15 protein-coding genes and 1 pseudogene are annotated in these 16,571 nt (G+C 61.6%); 10 read left to right on the forward strand and 6 right to left on the reverse strand.

Annotation, left to right across the window (positions count from 1 at the left end; all coding sequences use genetic code 11):
• The first annotated feature begins 1 nt into the window (after position 1).
• The 5 genes from OIU37_RS28870 to OIU37_RS28890 are packed head-to-tail and all read left to right on the forward strand — an operon-like array spanning position 2 to position 5,619.
• On the forward strand, positions 2-1,312 hold the full coding sequence (locus OIU37_RS28870) for a hypothetical protein (RefSeq protein ID WP_180696981.1): 1,311 nt from the start codon (positions 2-4) through the stop codon (positions 1,310-1,312).
• Between the two features lie 58 nt (positions 1,313-1,370).
• Positions 1,371-2,327, forward strand: a complete 957-nt coding sequence (locus tag OIU37_RS28875; RefSeq protein ID WP_180696883.1) for a MoxR family ATPase — start codon at positions 1,371-1,373, stop codon at positions 2,325-2,327.
• A complete protein-coding gene (locus tag OIU37_RS28880) occupies positions 2,328-3,647 on the forward strand; it encodes a DUF58 domain-containing protein (protein ID WP_180696884.1) in 1,320 nt (439 codons plus the stop codon).
• The gene (locus OIU37_RS28885) at positions 3,647-4,723 is read left to right on the forward strand and encodes a stage II sporulation protein M (RefSeq protein WP_171605011.1); all 1,077 of its coding nucleotides are present in this window, start codon (positions 3,647-3,649) and stop codon (positions 4,721-4,723) included. The genes OIU37_RS28880 and OIU37_RS28885 overlap by 1 nt, the downstream gene beginning before the upstream one ends.
• On the forward strand, positions 4,720-5,619 hold the full coding sequence (locus OIU37_RS28890) for an RDD family protein (RefSeq protein WP_180696885.1): 900 nt from the start codon (positions 4,720-4,722) through the stop codon (positions 5,617-5,619). The genes OIU37_RS28885 and OIU37_RS28890 overlap by 4 nt, the downstream gene beginning before the upstream one ends.
• A 184-nt stretch (positions 5,620-5,803) precedes the next feature.
• Here OIU37_RS28890 and OIU37_RS28895 read toward each other — a convergent pair.
• Positions 5,804-6,738: pseudogene (locus OIU37_RS28895) on the reverse strand (LysR family transcriptional regulator).
• Between the two features lie 85 nt (positions 6,739-6,823).
• Between OIU37_RS28895 and OIU37_RS28900 the strand changes: the two are divergent.
• A complete protein-coding gene (locus OIU37_RS28900) occupies positions 6,824-7,711 on the forward strand; it encodes an NmrA family NAD(P)-binding protein (protein WP_180696886.1) in 888 nt (295 codons plus the stop codon).
• Positions 7,712-7,732: 21 nt separating this feature from the next.
• On the opposite strand, the gene OIU37_RS28905 is transcribed toward OIU37_RS28900, so the two are convergent.
• Together OIU37_RS28905 and OIU37_RS28910 are read right to left on the reverse strand one after the other, a co-directional pair.
• Positions 7,733-8,611, reverse strand: coding sequence for an FkbM family methyltransferase (locus OIU37_RS28905; protein ID WP_171605014.1), 879 nt, complete (start codon positions 8,609-8,611; stop codon positions 7,733-7,735).
• A complete protein-coding gene (locus OIU37_RS28910) occupies positions 8,611-10,329 on the reverse strand; it encodes an adenylate/guanylate cyclase domain-containing protein (protein WP_180696887.1) in 1,719 nt (572 codons plus the stop codon). Before OIU37_RS28910 ends, OIU37_RS28905 begins: the two co-directional genes overlap by 1 nt.
• Before the next feature lie 179 nt (positions 10,330-10,508).
• Here OIU37_RS28910 and OIU37_RS28915 point away from each other — a divergent pair, with 179 nt between their 5' ends.
• Entirely contained in the window at positions 10,509-11,597 is a 1,089-nt protein-coding gene (locus OIU37_RS28915) for a glycosyltransferase family 4 protein (protein ID WP_180696888.1), read from the forward strand.
• A complete protein-coding gene (locus OIU37_RS28920) occupies positions 11,597-12,349 on the forward strand; it encodes a polysaccharide deacetylase family protein (protein WP_180696889.1) in 753 nt (250 codons plus the stop codon). Before OIU37_RS28915 ends, OIU37_RS28920 begins: the two co-directional genes overlap by 1 nt.
• Positions 12,350-12,370: 21 nt before the next feature.
• On the opposite strand, the gene OIU37_RS28925 is transcribed toward OIU37_RS28920, so the two are convergent.
• From OIU37_RS28925 to OIU37_RS28935, 3 genes are all read right to left on the reverse strand, one after another.
• On the reverse strand, positions 12,371-13,237 hold the full coding sequence (locus OIU37_RS28925) for an alpha/beta fold hydrolase (RefSeq protein ID WP_180696890.1): 867 nt from the start codon (positions 13,235-13,237) through the stop codon (positions 12,371-12,373).
• 25 nt (positions 13,238-13,262) lie between these two features.
• The gene (locus OIU37_RS28930; RefSeq protein WP_180696891.1) at positions 13,263-13,637 is read right to left on the reverse strand and encodes a GFA family protein; all 375 of its coding nucleotides are present in this window, start codon (positions 13,635-13,637) and stop codon (positions 13,263-13,265) included.
• A gap of 147 nt (positions 13,638-13,784) precedes the next feature.
• Positions 13,785-14,615: an MBL fold metallo-hydrolase gene (locus OIU37_RS28935; protein ID WP_171605020.1), complete on the reverse strand. Its 831-nt coding sequence runs from the start codon at positions 14,613-14,615 to the stop codon at positions 13,785-13,787.
• Between the two features lie 498 nt (positions 14,616-15,113).
• Here OIU37_RS28935 and OIU37_RS28940 point away from each other — a divergent pair, with 498 nt between their 5' ends.
• Both OIU37_RS28940 and OIU37_RS28945 read left to right on the forward strand, forming a co-directional pair.
• Complete coding sequence (locus tag OIU37_RS28940; RefSeq protein ID WP_130696256.1) at positions 15,114-15,782, forward strand: GntR family transcriptional regulator; 669 nt, start codon at positions 15,114-15,116, stop codon at positions 15,780-15,782.
• A gap of 73 nt (positions 15,783-15,855) precedes the next feature.
• Positions 15,856-16,530: a GntR family transcriptional regulator gene (locus OIU37_RS28945; RefSeq protein ID WP_180696892.1), complete on the forward strand. Its 675-nt coding sequence runs from the start codon at positions 15,856-15,858 to the stop codon at positions 16,528-16,530.
• Positions 16,531-16,571: the final 41 nt, after the last annotated feature.

The following is a 16,571-nucleotide window of genomic DNA, read 5'->3' on the forward strand; positions in this document are numbered from 1 at the left end:
AATGCACAACTCGGGGCCTCTTCTGTTTCTGGGGCTGTTGCTTGCGCTGGTGGCGGTGGCGATCTTTGCGCTGTCGCGCGGCAGCGATTTCGACCACTCGCCGCTTGGCAACAAGGGGTTGGAATTGTGGCTGCAGGCCAAGGGTATCCCTGTCGTTCGATCCGACCCTCATGTCGCCCGCGCGCGTTCGGAAATCTCGCTGCGCATCATTCCTTTGTCGATCCGCCAAGGCGAGGCTGCCGTATCCCAGGCAAACGAGGATGCGGATGACGCCGGCCCGGAAAGCCCGGTTCGGGAGTCGAACCGTTATGCGCTGCCGACGCTGATCGTTTTGCCGAAATGGCGCGGCAGTGTGTCGACGGAGGGGGTTGCCGACAAATCGGCACTGGTCGATCTCGCCGATATCGGCGGCGAACTCGACAAGATCGGTTATTCCGATTTTGGCTTTGCCCGCAGCAAAACGGGTTTCGAAGCGGCGCAGCCGCAGCTGAAAACGGGCCAGCCGATCAAGATAGCCCTCTATCAGGCACAAACCTTCGAGCGGTCGAGCCTGCCGAGCGGCTGCCGGGAGCTAGCCGGCACGCCGCTGGGGGCGCTGCTCCTGCGTTGCACGGATAACCCCAACGTCTATCTGCTGTCGGATCCGGACCTGATGAACAATCATGGACTGGCTCTCGCCGACAACGCCTCCTTTGCCGTGTCGCTCGTTACGCTGTTGCGCAGAGCGGGCGAAACGCGGCCGGTCTATCTGGATACAGCAGGCCTGCCTCTGGATAGGAAGAAACCGGTCGACGAGGGCCGCTCCTATGAGCGCTCCGCCAGCGATCTCAAGCGGTTTTTCGTCTATCCGCTGTCCCTCATCTGGGGAACGCTGCTCGTCGTTGCAGCTGTTTGTTTCTGGCGCGGCGCCTATCGTTTCGGGCCGGCTTTGCCCGAGGCATCCGCAAACACCGAGCTGTCGAAGACCGCCGCGATCGAAGCGATGGCGCGTCTGCTCCGCCTGTCGGGCAATGATGGCCGGATGACCGGGCAGTTCGTGCTGCATCTGCTTGCGGACAAGGCGCAGCAGCTCTTCGGCCCCGGAGCCGGAAACGAGGCCGGCATAGCGCGGCTGTTTCAACGCCTGGCGCGCCGCGATCCGGCGGCGGCGAAGGCATTGCATTCGTCGGCGCAGGCGCTGATCGATCGTGGACATCTGATGACGCGGGCGAGCCTGCACCGCAATCTCGAGACATTCAGAAAATCGCTGGAGCAGGATGATTTCAGGCCGGTCGGCCTGAAATCTGAATCCTCTTCCAAATCAAAGAATTAGAGCATGATGCCGAAGAGCGCCTACGCTTTTCGGCATCATGCTCCAGGGAGCATTGACCTTGGATCTAGGTGAATTTCGCGATCTTATCGCCGCGGTTCGTGGCGAAATCGGCAAAGCGGTGCAGGGGCAGGATGCGATCATCGATCTCGTCCTGATCTCGATCTTTGCCGGTGGACACTGCCTGGTCGAAGGGCCGCCCGGCACGGCCAAAACGCTGCTTGCCCGGTCGGTCTCCGCCGCCATGGCACTGCAATATCGGCGCATCCAGTTCACGCCCGACCTGATGCCCGGCGATGTCCTGGGCGTCAATCTCTTCAATTTCCAGACGAACCAGTTCCACCTGACCAAAGGCCCGGTCTTTACCGACATTCTGCTCGCCGATGAGATCAATCGCGCGCCGCCGAAGACGCAATCGGCCCTGCTGCAGGCAATGAACGAGCGGATGGTCACGCTTGACGGAACCGATTATTCCCTGGGGCCGGATTTCTTCGTGCTTGCCACGCAGAACCCGATCGAACAGCAGGGCACCTATCCCTTGCCCGAAGCCCAGCTCGATCGTTTCCTGTTCAAGCTCATCGTCGATTTTCCCGATCGCGATACGGAGATTGCCATCCTCTCCAAACACGCGAGCCAGGCGCTGAAATCAGACCTGCGCAATGCCGGCATTCGTCCGCTTGTCACCAGTGCGGCACTCGCCGAGGGCCGCGCGCTGATCGATGCGATCCATCTCGACAACACGATCCTGACCTATGTCGTCGACCTGGTGCGCGCCACGCGCTCGGATCCCGACATTCTCTATGGCGCATCGACGCGCGCGGCCGACGCGCTTGCCGCGGCCGTGCGGGTGCGTGCCGCCTTCGAGGGCCGGGATTACGGCTTGCCCGATGATGTCCAGGCCTTGCTGGTGCCGGCATTGCGCCATCGCATCGTGCTTTCGCCCTCGGCGGAAATCGATGGCCGCACGCCGGACGAGGTGCTGCGCAACATCAAGAACCGCGTGGATGCGCCCCGGTAAATGCGGCCATCCTCCACTCTGATCGCGCTCGTTCTGATGTCCGCCGCGGTGACGGTCTTCACCAGCGTGTGGTGGCGCGACATGAGCTACCTCTTGCTCCTCATGTGGCTTGCCCTTGCAGCCCTGACGGTCGCCGATCTGGTCATCTCCAACCTGGCTGGCAGGATGACGATCGATTTCGATCTGCCGCCGCAAGGCTTTGTCGGCCACACCACCGCGTTTACGGTCGGCATCCGGCCGCTAAAGGGCGCGCTGCCTCAGAAAATCGAAATCCGGCTCGATCTCGCTCCCGAACTCGTCATCGGCGAAATCAGATGGCTCAACCCTGCATCGGGTGCCGGAGAAGGGGAGGTCAAGGCTTCTCTGGACCTTCATCTGACCCGGCGAGGACGATACGCGGTCAACGAGCTGTGGCTGAAGTGGCCATCGCGGTTGAAGCTGCTCGAGATCATTGCGAAGATGCCCGTCGGGAAAGAGATCGCCGTCCAGCCCGACATATCGCCGGTGCTGTCGGGAGCGATCAAGACCCAGATCCTGCCGCTGGAGGCCGGCCAGAAGGATTTGCGGTTGCGCGGCGAGGGATCGGAGTTCCACCAACTGCGTGAATTTGTAAGCGGAATGGATCCGCGCAGCATCGATTGGAAGCGGTCGGCGCGCATGCGCAGTCTCGTCGTGCGCGAGATGAGGGCCGAGCGAAACCACCAGATCATCCTCTGCGTCGATTCCGGGCGGCTGATGGCCGAGCAGCTTGCCGGCTTCACAAAGCTCGATCGCGCCATCAATGCGGCGCTGGCCATGTGCTGGGGCGCAGGCCTTGCCGGCGATCTTGTGGGTTTTTACAGCTTCGACAGCCGTCCGCGTCTGTTCGTGCCGGCCTTGCCCGGACGCGCAGCCTTTCCGCGGCTGCAGACGGTGTGCGCCGGGCTGCGCTACGAAACTCAGGAGACCAACCATACCTTGGGACTGACCCACCTGTCGGGACGCCTGAAGCGACGTTCGCTGATTGTGATATTCTCCGATTTCGTCGATACCATCACGGCGGAGCTGATGATCGAGAACATACAGGTGCTCGCCCGGCATCACTTCGTCGTCTATGTCGCCTTGCGCGATCCGATGCTGGCCAAGCTCATCGAACCAGAGGAAACGACTCTCGATGCCGTCGCTCGCTCGGTCGCGGCGCGCCAGATCCTTCACGAAAGGCGCGCCGTCATGGAAAAGCTGGCGCGTCTCGGCGTGCTGTGCCTCGACAGCACGCCGGAGGCACTGACCTCGGATCTCATTGCGCGCTACATCGAAATCAAATCCCGTGAGATGATATAATGGATATCGGTATCGACGGCAGGATGGATAAGGGCGCGACAGTCAATGTCAGCGCCAGCCACAACGATACGCTTCGCTCGGCCCGTTTCCGGCTGGAACGCGAGGCGCACTGGCGTCAACTGGACGAACTCGTAACGCGTGCCGAGAAAGGGGGCGCGGCCACGCTCGGCTATGATGAAGTCCGCAATCTCGCCACCGGATACAGGCAGGCGATGAACTCGTTGAGCGTGGCGCGCGATATTTCTCTCGATCGCGCCCTGATCGCCTATCTGGAAAGCCTCTGTGCCCGGGCCTATCTCGTCGTCTACGCTCCGCAGGAAAGCCTGGGCGGCCTGATGTCGCGCCTGCTGTTGCACGGCATTCCCCAGGCCGTGCGGCGCTCGGCCCTGCCTTTGTTCATCGGCTTCCTGGCGCTCATTTTGGGCGCGCTGGCCGGATACAGGCTCTGCACCAACGACCCGAGCTGGTTCTATACCTTGGTGCCGCCGGAGATGGCCGACCAGCGCACACCTGATGCCTCGACCGATTACCTCCGCTCGACCATCTATGGCGATGAAGGGCATGACAGCGACCGGCTGGCCGCATTTTCCGCCTTTCTCTTTTCCCACAACACCACCATCGTCATCCTGATCTTCACGCTGGGTGTGTTCGTGTCGGTGCCGAGCTTCATCCTGACCTTTTATAATGGTCTGATCCTCGGCGCGTTTTTCGCCATGTTTGATCAAAGGGGGCTGGGTTACGACGTCTTCGCCTGGCTCTCGATCCATGGCGTGACCGAGCTTGCGGCAATCGCCATTGCCTGCGCGGGTGGGGCAAGGCTCGGACTTGCCGTTCTCCTTCCCGGTGCCAGAACGCGAAAGGAAGCCTTGCGTCACCAGGCGCATGATGCCGTCAAGCTCGCCATCCTCGCAGCACTGATGCTCGTCGTGGCAGCCTTCATCGAAGGGTTCCTACGCCAGCTGATACAGGATCCGCTCTGGCGCATCGTCATCGGCTGGGGGATGGGCCTCTTCTGGGTGGGCTGGCTGCTGCTTGGAGGCCGCGAAAGCACAGCTTCGCGTGAGGCCGTGCGATGAACCGGACAGACAAGGACGGCAAGCGGGTCGAGCAGTTCATCCCGCCGGAGGGCGTCCCGATCACCTTCGCCATTGCCTCGATCGGAACCCGTTTCGGCGCGCAATTCCTCGACATCGTCTTTACCTCGATCATCATATTCATCGTTTCTATCGCCATCCTCTTTACAGGCGTGCTGCCCATGACGGCGGAGGCGATGCTCTTGGTGATGCTCGGTTTTTTGGTGCAAACCCCCTATTACATTCTCTCGGAGCTCATCTGGAACGGACGCACGCTCGGAAAAAGAATCACGGGCATCCGCGTTATCAACATGGACGGACGGCGGCTCACGCCGCACCAGGTGACCGCACGCAACCTGATGAAACAGGTGGAGATTTTTGCCCCCATGGGCCTTTTGGCTTCGGTCGGCACGCAGTCGGCCTGGGAAAACGGTCTGACGAGCCTCTGGCTTCTGGTGGTGGTCATCGTCCCCTTCACCAACCGACGCCGGCAAAGGCTTGGCGACATCATTGCCGGCACCCTGGTGGTCGACACTCCGCGCTCCGTGCTGCTCTCCGACCTCGCGCTGTCTGCTCCTGCCGCCGTCTCGTCGCAGGCGGAATTCGAATTCTTGGCCGAGCATCTCGATGTCTACGGCAAATATGAGCTGCAGACGCTAGAGGACGTGCTTCGCGACTCGACAAAGACGTCCAATCACAAAGAGATCGAACAGATCGCGCGAACCATTACCCGAAGGATCCGGTATGAAGACACCGTGAAGCGCGGCCAGGAACTGGTTTTCCTGAATGAGTTCTACCGCGCCCAGCGCGAGCATCTGGAAAGCTTGAAGCTTTTCGGCACGCTTCGCGAAAACAAATATCATGAGCATTCGCGATCAGAGGCGAAGAAACTGGTTTGAAGCGAGCCACATCGCCGAAATTGCCCGCCTCCTCTCCCTGAGTGTTCTGTTCCCTACTGCGATATATGCGGCATACGCATATTTCCCCTCTGGCGACTTGTGCGCTCAAGGAGACATCTAAAGCATCTTCGATAAACGCGGAGTCGGCTTGAGGAGTTATGCGAGAGACAGCGCGCTTACGGACTCAGCTTCCAACGTCAATCGCCGATGACATATCCATCGCCGCCGCGACAATGGCACGTCTCAACCATATATGCCTGGGCGTGTCTTGCTGGCGCGCGTGCCAGGCGAGGCTCATCGTGAAGCTCCCAAGATCGAGGGGCGGCGGCAACGATACGAAGCGCCTCATGTTGGCGCGGCGGCTCGTGCCAGGCTCGATGGCAGGGTCATGATGAGGTCCGAGCGAGCGGCGATCTCGACCGCCGCGAAGAAGTTCGGCACGCGCAGCTTCACTCGTCGCGTTCGCCCCATCCGCGCAAGTACCTCATCGACAGGTGCAAGCCCGACGCCGGTAACGCTCACCACGATATGCTCAAGCGCCAGAAAGCGGTCGAGCGTGAGTTTTTCGGCGAGCGCAGGGTGATGCGCCCGCCTGAGTGTCACGAGTTCTTCGTCATAGAGGCCGCGTCGACGAATGCCGGCCGGCGCGTCGTCGATCAGCGCCACCATCGCATCCGCCACGCCGTGCTCCAGCGCTTCGATCCCGTTCGTGCCCGGCGCGACAATATCGAGATCGAGGGACGGTGCCTCGCGGGCAAGGCGAGCGAGCAAATGCGGCGTGAGCGTGGCGGCCTGGAGATCAGGCATAAGCAGCCGGATTCGACCCGTCGCCGTCGCGGGATCGAACGAGTTCGCTTCCAACAATTCTCCTACGCCTGCCAGTATCCTGCGCAGCGCCGGACGCACCTCTTCGGCACGAGAGCTGAGGACGTAGCCACCCGGCCCATCGACCAGCAGCACGTCCGAAAACAGCGTGCGCAATCGGCCTAAAGCACGGCTCGCGGCCGGCTGGCTCATGCCGAGCCGGCGGGCGGCCCGTGTGACGTTCTTCTCATCCAGCAGCGCCTCAAGCGCCACCAACAGGTTTAGGTCGATCCGGCGTAAATTCACTTCGCGCATGCTGACTATATAAATCATGCATTGGACGCATGACAACTCCGCGCTTATTGGTTCCTCTATCGAGTGAGCTGACGGAGCGGCAATCATGTATGTTGTACTTGGAGCAAACGGGCGGGCCGGCGGCGAGGTAGCACGCGCCCTTATCGAACTCGGCGAGGCCGTGCGTGTCGTCCTACGTTGCAAGGAGCAGGGTGAAAAATGGACAGCCCTCGGCGCTGAGGTGGCCGTCGCGAGCATCGAGGATGCCGAGGCGATGGCCGAGGCGCTGAAGGGCGCGTCGGGAGCGTTCCTGCTCAATCCGCCGCCGGTGAGCGATGATCCCTATGCGCGCACTGAAGAACTTGGCGCGGCGCTGACCGATGCAGCACGGCGGGCGCGTCTGCCCAAGGCCGTTGTCCTGTCGTCCATCGGAGCGCAGCATGTCTCCGGCACTGGCGTCATCGCCACCCTCAACCGGTTCGAGGCGCTACTTGACGGGGTGGCGCCGGCGACCGCCTTCCTGCGGTCGGGCTATTTTATCGAGACCTGGGGCGAGGTGGCGGAAGCTGTCATGTCGCAAAGCATGCTGCCGACCTTTCTCGAACCCTCCCAGAGAATTCCGATGGTCAGCACAATCGATGTCGGGCGCGTCGCGGCAATCGTGTTGCGCGAGGAATGGACCGGGAAGCGGGTGGTTGAGTTGAGCGGACCGGAAGACTGGAGCGCTGGCGATGTGGCGTCGGCCTTCGCGGAGGTTCTCGGCCGTCCGGTGGTGCCGGTGCTTGTCCCGCCGGAGCGCCGCACCGCGCTGCTCGCCGAGGAAGGCCTTTCCCCCGAGGTGGCCAGTGCGCTTCTCGGCATGTATGAGGGAATCGCCAACGGCCTGTTCATGCACCAGAACGACAGCGAACGCCGGCGCGGCACGATTTCTCTGACGACAGCGATAGAGCGCATTGCCGCAACGGTTGAACCAGCCCGCGGCGGCCGGATATGACCGGAATAAGTCGAATCTGCTCTATGGCAGGAACAGCACGTTGTACTGATCGAACTCGCCTGGCAGGTCGCGGACCTTCATCTCCACCTCGCGGTCCTCGAAGAGGACGAGGCAATCCTCGTAGAAGCCGGACAGCATGGATATGAAGGCTTTCGTTCCCTCCGGTCCGTAGAAGAGCGGCGTGAATTCCATGTAGAGCGGCACGCGGCGAGCAAGCAGCGGCTGCATCGACCGGCAGGCGACCGGCTCGTAGCCCTCGATATCCATCCAGACGAGGCCGATTGCGGCCGGGTCGATCGACAGCCCGGCCAGGATCTCGGAGACCGGTTTCACCGGTACGCTGATCTTCCTGTCGCTCGGGCTCTGGCGGATGGCGCTGCTCTTGCCGTGATTGTTGAGGTTGAGGAAAAAGTCGATCTCGCCTTCGCTCTCGCCGGCGGCGCAATGGACAAGCCGGACCTTTTCCCCCAGCCGGTTCTGGCGGATGTTAAGTTGAAGCAGCGGGAAATTGCGCGGATCTGGCTCGATGCTGACGATATGGGCGTAGGTGTCGCTGAGGGCGAAATAGACGGTCTGGGTGCCGATATTGCCGCCGATCTCGAGCAGCGTCGCGTCCTTTCGCAAGAGGCCGCGCTCGCGCAGGATGACGATCAGCCGGTCGACGGCGTCGCGCTCGAAATGGCCCTTCCGGAACACCTTGCGGCCGATATAGTCGGCGGGCGAGAAGGTCATCAGGTGGTCGCCGGTATCGACCGTCATCGAGACGACGCGCGGGCCGACATTCTCGATCAGCAGGCGGCGGCCGAAGCGGGTGTCGAAGAAACGCGAAGCGGCGGCATTGCGCGCCTTACGCAGCCGGCGGCTCCAGTATTTGGCGGTCAACCAGGGCTTGCCGGGCATCAGACTTTTCCTTCGAGCGGTTCTGCTGCTTTCTCTCTCGGAATGACATAAACTTTCAAGGGCAGGGCCCGGCCGCGCACACTGATTTCACGGCTTTCGATGCCGGAGAGATTAGCACCGGAAAGGTTCGCCACCGGTTCGGAGATGACGATCGCCGCCTCGAACTCCTTGGCAGCACTTTCCAACCGGCTCGCAACATTAACGGTATCGCCGATCGCCGTCATGCTGCGCACCCGGCCATATCCCATCGTGCCGACGACGGCAGGGCCGGTGTGAATGCCGATCGCGATGCGCAGCGGCAGCGCCAGTTCGTCGGCCAGCTCGGCGGCGAGTTTCTCGATCTCGGCGACGATCGCCGCGGCCGCGTTAAGCGCCTGGCGGCAGGCTTCCTCCGGCGCCGTGTTGAGCCCGAAGAGCGCCATGGCGCCGTCGCCGATGAACTTGTCGAGCCGACCGCCGGACTGCTCCACCGCCTTGCCGATGATGGCGAAATAGCGGTTCAGCAGGAAGACGACGTCGAAGGGCAGGCGAGTTTCCGTCAGCGTGGTGAAATGGCGGATATCGACGAAGAGCACGGCGATCTCGCGCTCGCGCCCGGGGCTGGTCTCCTGGCTGTTGGCCGGAAGCGCCGCCTCGATCGCCGGCACGAGAAGCGGCGCGACGGCAACGTCACGGTTCGGACGAAGCTGGCAGGCGAGCCGGACATCGGGGCCGGCATTGATGCGCTTCAGTGTCGTCTGTTCCATCTTGTCGGGGGCAGGCAGGCTCTCGTAATCGCCAAGGATCTGCACCCGGCAGGTGGAGCACTGGCCCTTGCCGCCGCAGACGGCATAATGCGGCAGGCCGCCGAGCCGGCTCGCTTCCAGCACCGAGAAGCCGCGCGGCACACGGATCACCTCGCCGCCCGGATAATGCACGGCGACCTGGTCGAGCCGCTCTTTCAGCTTGCGCCGGGCGCGGGCGACGACGACGATGAGCAGCGAAGCCGAGAAGGCGCCGTAGAGCCCGGCGCGGATCATGGCGACCTGCCGGCGAACGTCCGGGTTCGAGGCGTAACGGGTGTTGACGCCCTCCTTGTAAGCGCTGACCGTCATTGACCGCTGGTAGGAAGGGTCGGCGAGCGTCCGGCCCATTTCGACGAAGCCGAGCAGCGCGAGAACCGGCACGAGGATGGCGAGCGCCAGCATGAGCGGTGCGAAGTCCGGATACCAGGAGCGGTAGCGCAGCCAGAAATGAATGCCGATGCAGCCGTGGATCCAGACGGCGACGACGGCGAGCGCCTGCCGCGCGCCGTTCGCCGGATTCCGGATCCAGAGCATGCTGACGACCGTCTCGTAGTCGTCGATGTAGCCGTAGAACTCGTGGGCGATGCGCGTGCCGATGACATGATCAAGGAGAAGCAGCGGGATCATCAGGCCGAGCACGATCTGCGCCATTTCCCCCTTCGGCATGACGAGGCTGCGACGCATGTAGATGGCGCGCAGCACCAGCGCGATGTGGATGAAAACCGACGAATAGAAGACGGCGGTCCCCAGGGGATTGCGCCAGATCGCCAGGAAGAGATGGGCGGCTTTATCGGCGGCGGCGACGGAAATCAGGCCGATCGCGTGGTTCGACAAATGCAGCAGGACGAAGATGAAAATGACGAGGCCGGAACCGAGCCTCGCCTTTCTGATCGTACGCTCCGAAAAAATCTCTGTGGCCGAGACCGTCGTCATTCATTCCCGTTCTTGTCGATGTAACCGCACGCCCATAGAGATTGGGAAAGAGGCGGAATTGCTTCTATCGCGATCACATTCCATATGCTTATGCGCAAGTTTTCGGCAAAGGGACAATAGCGGGATTATCCCGACAGGCGCGAAAGTTGTAAACAGTGTGTCTTACCTGAGGTGTCCCAATGCGGGTGGCTTTCTACGCGCCGATGAAATCGCCTAACCATCCGGTGCCGTCGGGCGACCGGCTGATGGCGCGGCTGTTGATCCGGGCGCTGGAGCTTGGCGGGCATCAGGTCGACGTCGCCTCCGAATTCCGCACCTATGCCTCGACACCGGAGGCGGCAGCGGCACTCGAACCTGCCATCTCCGCCGAACTGGAGCGGCTGCGGCTGACATGGAAATCTGGGCCGCGGCCGGAACTCTGGTTCTGCTACCATCCCTATTACAAATCGCCCGATCCGTTCGGGCCGGCGATTTCTGCCGAATTCGCCATTCCCTATGTCACGGCCGAAGCCTCCTATGCGGCAAAACGCGACCGAACCGGCTGGGCAGCTTCACAGAAGCTGGTTGGCGAAGCGATCATGCGGGCGGCGGTCAATATCAGCTTCACCGAGCGTGACCAGGCTGGGCTTGAGGCCGCCTTTCCGCAGGCGCGGCTTGCCAGATTGAAACCCTTCATCGACACGGCGTTGTTCGAGAGGGTGTCGCCGGCGACCGATCCGCGCCGACTGATGACGGTCGCGATGATGCGGGCCGGCGACAAGATGGACAGTTATGCGATGCTTGCAAAAGCGTTGCGGCTGATCGAAGACCGGCCCTGGACGCTTGCCGTCATCGGCGATGGTCTGATGCGCCAGGAGGTGCAGGCGCTGTTTGCCAGCCTTGCCGGCCGCATCGAATGGCTGGGCGAGCGGAATGCCGTCCAGATCGCCGAACTGCTCGGACGCGGCGGCGTCTATGTCTGGCCCGGCTGCGGCGAGGCCTATGGCCTTGCCTATCTGGAGGCCCAGGCCGCCGGCCTGCCTGCCGTCGCGCAGGAAACGGCAGGCGTGCCGGCGGTGGTCGAGGCTGGCGCGACCGGGTTGCTGACGCCGGATGGTGATGTCGCCGCCTATGCCGAGGCCGTGGCTGCCCTGCTTGACGACAGGCAAAGGCGCGACGCCATGGGACAGGCGGCGCGGCGCTTCGTGCTTGGGCAACGCTCGCTTGCGATGGCCGCGCAGCTATTGAACGGAATTTTGCGGGACAGCGCAGCAACAGGAGTGACGTGATGACCGACGGGATGGTCTGGGACCCCCTGCACCGTGAGCTTGACCGCTGGCAGGCTGACGGCCGCGTGGCGCGATTCTGGCTGCGGGATGACGATGCCGTCGAGCCGACGCCGGCGCTGGAGACGCTGATGGCGCTTGCGGGTGAAAGCCAGGTTCCGCTGACGGTCGCCGTCATTCCCGGCCTGACCGGCGAGGCGTTGGGCGTGCGGCTGGCGGAAGAAGCAGCCGTCGCTGTCGCGGTGCATGGCTGGTCTCATACGAACCATGCGGGGCCGCAAGGGAAGAAGCAGGAACTCGGCGGCGAGCGGCCGGCGGAGGCCGTGCTCGGCGAGTTGGGTGAAGGGTTCCGGCTTTTGCAGCGGCTGCATCCGGCCCGCTTCCTGCCGGTGCTGGTGCCGCCGTGGAACCGGATCGATGCGGCCCTCATCCCGGCGCTGCCGGCGCTCGGATTTGCAGCACTTTCGGTCTATGGGCGGGCAAAGCAGGACGGCCCGATGCCACTCCTCAACACCCATGTCGACATCATCGACTGGCACGGCACGCGCGGCGGACGGAGCGAGGGGGAATTGGTGGCCGAGCTGGTGGCCGAGCTTCGCGACCGGTTTGCCGGCAGCCAGGAGCCTGTCGGCGTGCTCACCCACCATCTGGTGCATGATGCGGCCGCATGGGATTTCCTATCGGCCTTGTTTGCGACGACCGGCCGGCATCCCGCCGTCCGCTGGTCGCCGGCGGCGACACTTCTCCAGACTTAGAACAGTCGCGAAAAGCAGCGATCACGCGTGAATTCGTCCGAGGAACTCGCGCATGAGTGCGACGACGTCTTCGAGATGTGTCTCGAGCAGCCAGTGACCGCCGCCGAGCAGATGCAGTTCGGCATCCGGCAGATCGCGCAGATAGGCCCGAGCCGACTTTTCCGGCATGTAGTGGTCGTTGGGACCCCAGACGATCAAGGTCGGCGGCCGGTATTCGCTGAGGTATTTGCGGTGTTCCGCAAACCAGGCCCGGTTCTCCTTCAGTCCGGCGATTAGATCTATGGCGATTTCCTTGCGCCGCGGCGTGATCAGCGACCAGTGCAGCTTCCAGAGATCGGGCGGGATGGTATCGGCCAGAGGAGGCGGCAGATCGTTGAGGAATTCCTCCTTGAAAGTCTCCTCGCTGATCGCCTCCGCCAGCACCTTCCTCATCTCCGATCTCGGAAGCGTCCACGTCGCCTCGATATCCGCATATTTCGGTCCGAGGGCATCTTCATAGGGGATATCACCATTCTGGATGATCAGCCCCGCGATGCGCTGTGGGGTCCTGATCGCCAACCGGGCACCGATCGGCGAGCCGAAGTCGTGGAGGTAGAGGACGAACCGGTCGACATTCATCGCAGCGACGAAGGCCTCCAGCCAGGCGGCATATCCATCGAAGCTGTAGTCGAAATCGTCAGGCGTTCCGCTGTAGCCTGCACCGGGGAAATCCGGCGCGATTAGGCGCCAACGGTCGGCAAGGCGCGGCATGAGATTGCGAAATTCATAGGATGAGCAGGGATATCCGTGCGGCAGCAACAAGACCGGCGCATCTTCCCGGCCGGCCTCGCGGTAAAAAGTCTCGACGCCTGCAACCGTCATCCAGCGATGTCGGACGAGAGTGACCATCGGGAAGCTCCTCAGAAATCTATCTTCACTTTCGGTCTTCGTCATACTGCTTGGCGCCTTCCACCGGTCGCAGCCACGGCTCGCGGCGTTTGATCCAGAGTTCGTAGCTCGGCACCAGAGGCGTCGGCGCCTCGGAGAGGATGCCAAGCTTGATTTCCGCCTCCTGGTCATCGGCGGAAAACAGCCGCGAGCCGCAACCGGTGCAGAAATGCCGACCTTGGAACTCGGCGGTTTGCCCTGAATGTTCGAATTGGCCGGCGGGCCAGATCCCACAAAAGGTGAAAGCCGAACCGCTTTCTTGCCTGCAGTCCGTGCAATGACAGATTCCAACGCGTAAGGGTTCGCCCCGGACAGAAATGCGCACCTGCCCGCAGAGACACTTTCCGGAAAGCACGGTCATGACGGATCCCTGTTTCTTTGATTTTGCGTTGCCGGGAAAACGGTCCGGCCCAGCATCTGTTCCGTCGAGACGTCGCGGGCATGCCCGTTTGACGGATCTGTCGAGGAGCTTCGACTGGACAAGATGAAGGCGGCCTTCGGCGGCCTGCTAGATCACCACGATCTGATTGTCGCGGGCGGCAAACGACTCGGGGAAGGCGGCCTGCGCCTGCGTTTCCATCTCCGCCAGTTGTTCGTCCGTACGGGAGGGGGCGTGGTGGAATAGCGCGAAGCGCTTGCTGCCCGCCATTTTCGCAAGCTCGGTGCCGTGCTGCCAGGTCGAATGGCCGAAGCCCTTGAAACGCTGCATCTCGTCTTCATTGTAGGTGCAGTCGTAGACGACGAGATCGGCGTCCCGCATCATCTCCAGCGAGACCGGATCATAGCTGCCGGGATTATGCTCGATGTCATAGACGAGAGCGATCGAACGGCCCTGCCATTCGATGCGGTAGCCGATAGCGCCGCCCGGATGGTTCAGCATGAAGGTCTTGATCTCTATGCCCTCGTGCGGGGTCAGCACCTGACCGGCATGGAAATCGCGGAAGTTCATTGTCGCCTGACAGATGTCGGTCTTGACGGGAAACCAGGGCGGGCTGATGAACTGCTCGACCATTTCCCGCGTGCTCATCTTGCCATCGAGATGGCCCGACCAGATGTTGACGTTGATCGAGGGATAATAGATCGCCTTGAAGAAGGGCAGGCCGATGATGTGGTCGTAATGGCAGTGGCTGAAGAACAGGTCGACGTCGCTGACGCCGTCGGCGAGCATAGACAGCCCGGCCTCGCGCAGGCCAGAACCCGCGTCGAAGATCATCCGATGTTTTCCGCAGCGAATTTCGATGCAGGAAGTGTTGCCGCCGTAGCGATCGAACTCGGGGCCCGACACGGGAATACTGCCGCGGACGCCCCAAAATTTTATCTGAAACAGTTCTGTCGTCATCGTTCTTCAAACCGGCCTTCCCGCATCGCCATCGTAGTCATAGTTCATCCCGATGCGAAGCAGCAGAATTCCACGGGTTTGCCTGTTCCCCCTTTCATTCTCCTAACCGCTAGCGGAAGAAGAAGTAGATTTTCCTAAGCAATCGGCTTTCGGTTCGGAAAGCAACCCGGTATGGTTGGTTTTCGGTAAACAGGCTGCTGAGGGCGGGGACATTTTCCCGTAAGTCATGCCTATTAGATGGTTGCGCGCGATTGAAAAAACAATTGCCGCCATGTTGAGCCGAAAATCCAGTTTTAAAAGCAACACGAAAGCCGCGCCGAAGAGCCTGGCCCAAACGACATGTGGCGCATGTATTGTGGTCAACCCTGCTCGACCCGGTTCTCCGGGAAAACCAGCTTCATATGAGAAAATTGTGCTTCCTATTGTGCGAATGTTTCCTTGATTGAGAACGCCAGAAAGCGATATATCCGACGATACAGGAAATATAAGAGACTCGCCATGTTGCAGCCGGTTATCAATGAGACCATTGCCGAGAGCAGCTATAGGCGTATTCGGGCCGACATCATTTTCGGTCGGCTGGCTCCCGGACAAAAGTTGAAGCTGGAAAGCCTGAAAGAGTCCTACGAGACCAGCATCAGCACACTTCGGGAAGTGCTGAACCGGCTGTCCTCCGAGGGGCTTGTCGTTGCGGAGGGGCAGAAAGGTTTTGAAGTGTCCCCAGTGTCCGTTTCAGACCTCAAGGAGACAGCGGCGCTGAGGCTTCTCCTGGAAACACATGCGCTGGAGCAGTCGTTCGTGCATGGCGACGTCGAGTGGGAGGCTCCGCTGGTATCGGCGCATTACAAATTGGCGCGGATGGAACAGGTTATGGCCTCAGGTGATACCAGCCGGGCCGAGGACTGGAAGCGCTACGACTGGGAGTTCCATCAAGCCCTGATATCCGCCTGCGGGTCGAAACTGCTGATGGAGACGCATTCGGTGATCTTCGACAGATATCTCAGATATCAGATGGTTGCCTTGTCCTATCGAGGCGATGTCGCGGCCAATGAACATCAGCAGCTTTTGGACGCGGCATTGCGACGTGACGCAGAGACGGCCAAGCGGGTGCTTGTCCTGCATATCCAAGGCGGGGTCGAACATGCGCTGGCGAGAGGGACGCTGAGATAGAAATGGTTCGGACGTTTCTCTTCGAGCTTCAGGTCCCGACCTAAATTGCATTTCGGCGAAACCAGGAAAAGCCATGCTCAAGCAAGTCCACGACCCGGCGGAAACAGTAAGCGATGTCGTCTTCCGGCAGATTCGCGAGGACATCATATCGGGCACATTGCCGCCGGGGGCCAAGATCAAGCTGGAGCAGGCAAAGGAGCGCTACTCCATCGGCATTTCATCGCTGCGCGAAATTTTGAGCCGCCTGACCACGGAAAACCTCGTCGTCGCCGAGGGGCAGCGTGGTTTTGAAGTGAGCCCCGCTTCGCGCCGCGAACTTCTGGAGCTCGCCGACCTCAGGATCGTTCTGGAAACACATGCGATCGGCCTTGCCTTCGTTGCTGGAAATCTCGAATGGGAGGGACGCATCGTCGCCGCACATCACCGGCTGGCTGCCGCGGAACGCAAGCTCCTCGCGGGCGACGTCTCGCGGACCGTCGACTGGGTCCGATACGACTGGGAGTTCCATCAGGCGATCGTCTCGGCCTGCAATTCAGCGACGCTGATGGCGACATTGTCATCCGTCTTCGACCGCTTTCTCCGCTACCATATGCTGGCCGAGAGTTTTCGCGGCAAGCCCGTGGTCGATGACCACAGGCTTTTGTTCGAGCTTTCCATTCGGCGCGACGTCGCCGGCGCGACCGACATCGTCAGGCGGCACGTTCAAAGCGGCGTGGACCATGTGCTCAAGAGCGGCCGGATTGTTTAGAGCAATTTCAGGAAAAGTGCGCCGCGGTTTTCCGTCCGGAA

The organism is Rhizobium sp. BT-226 (assembly GCF_025847085.2).
Classification (GTDB): domain Bacteria; phylum Pseudomonadota; class Alphaproteobacteria; order Rhizobiales; family Rhizobiaceae; genus Rhizobium; species Rhizobium sophorae.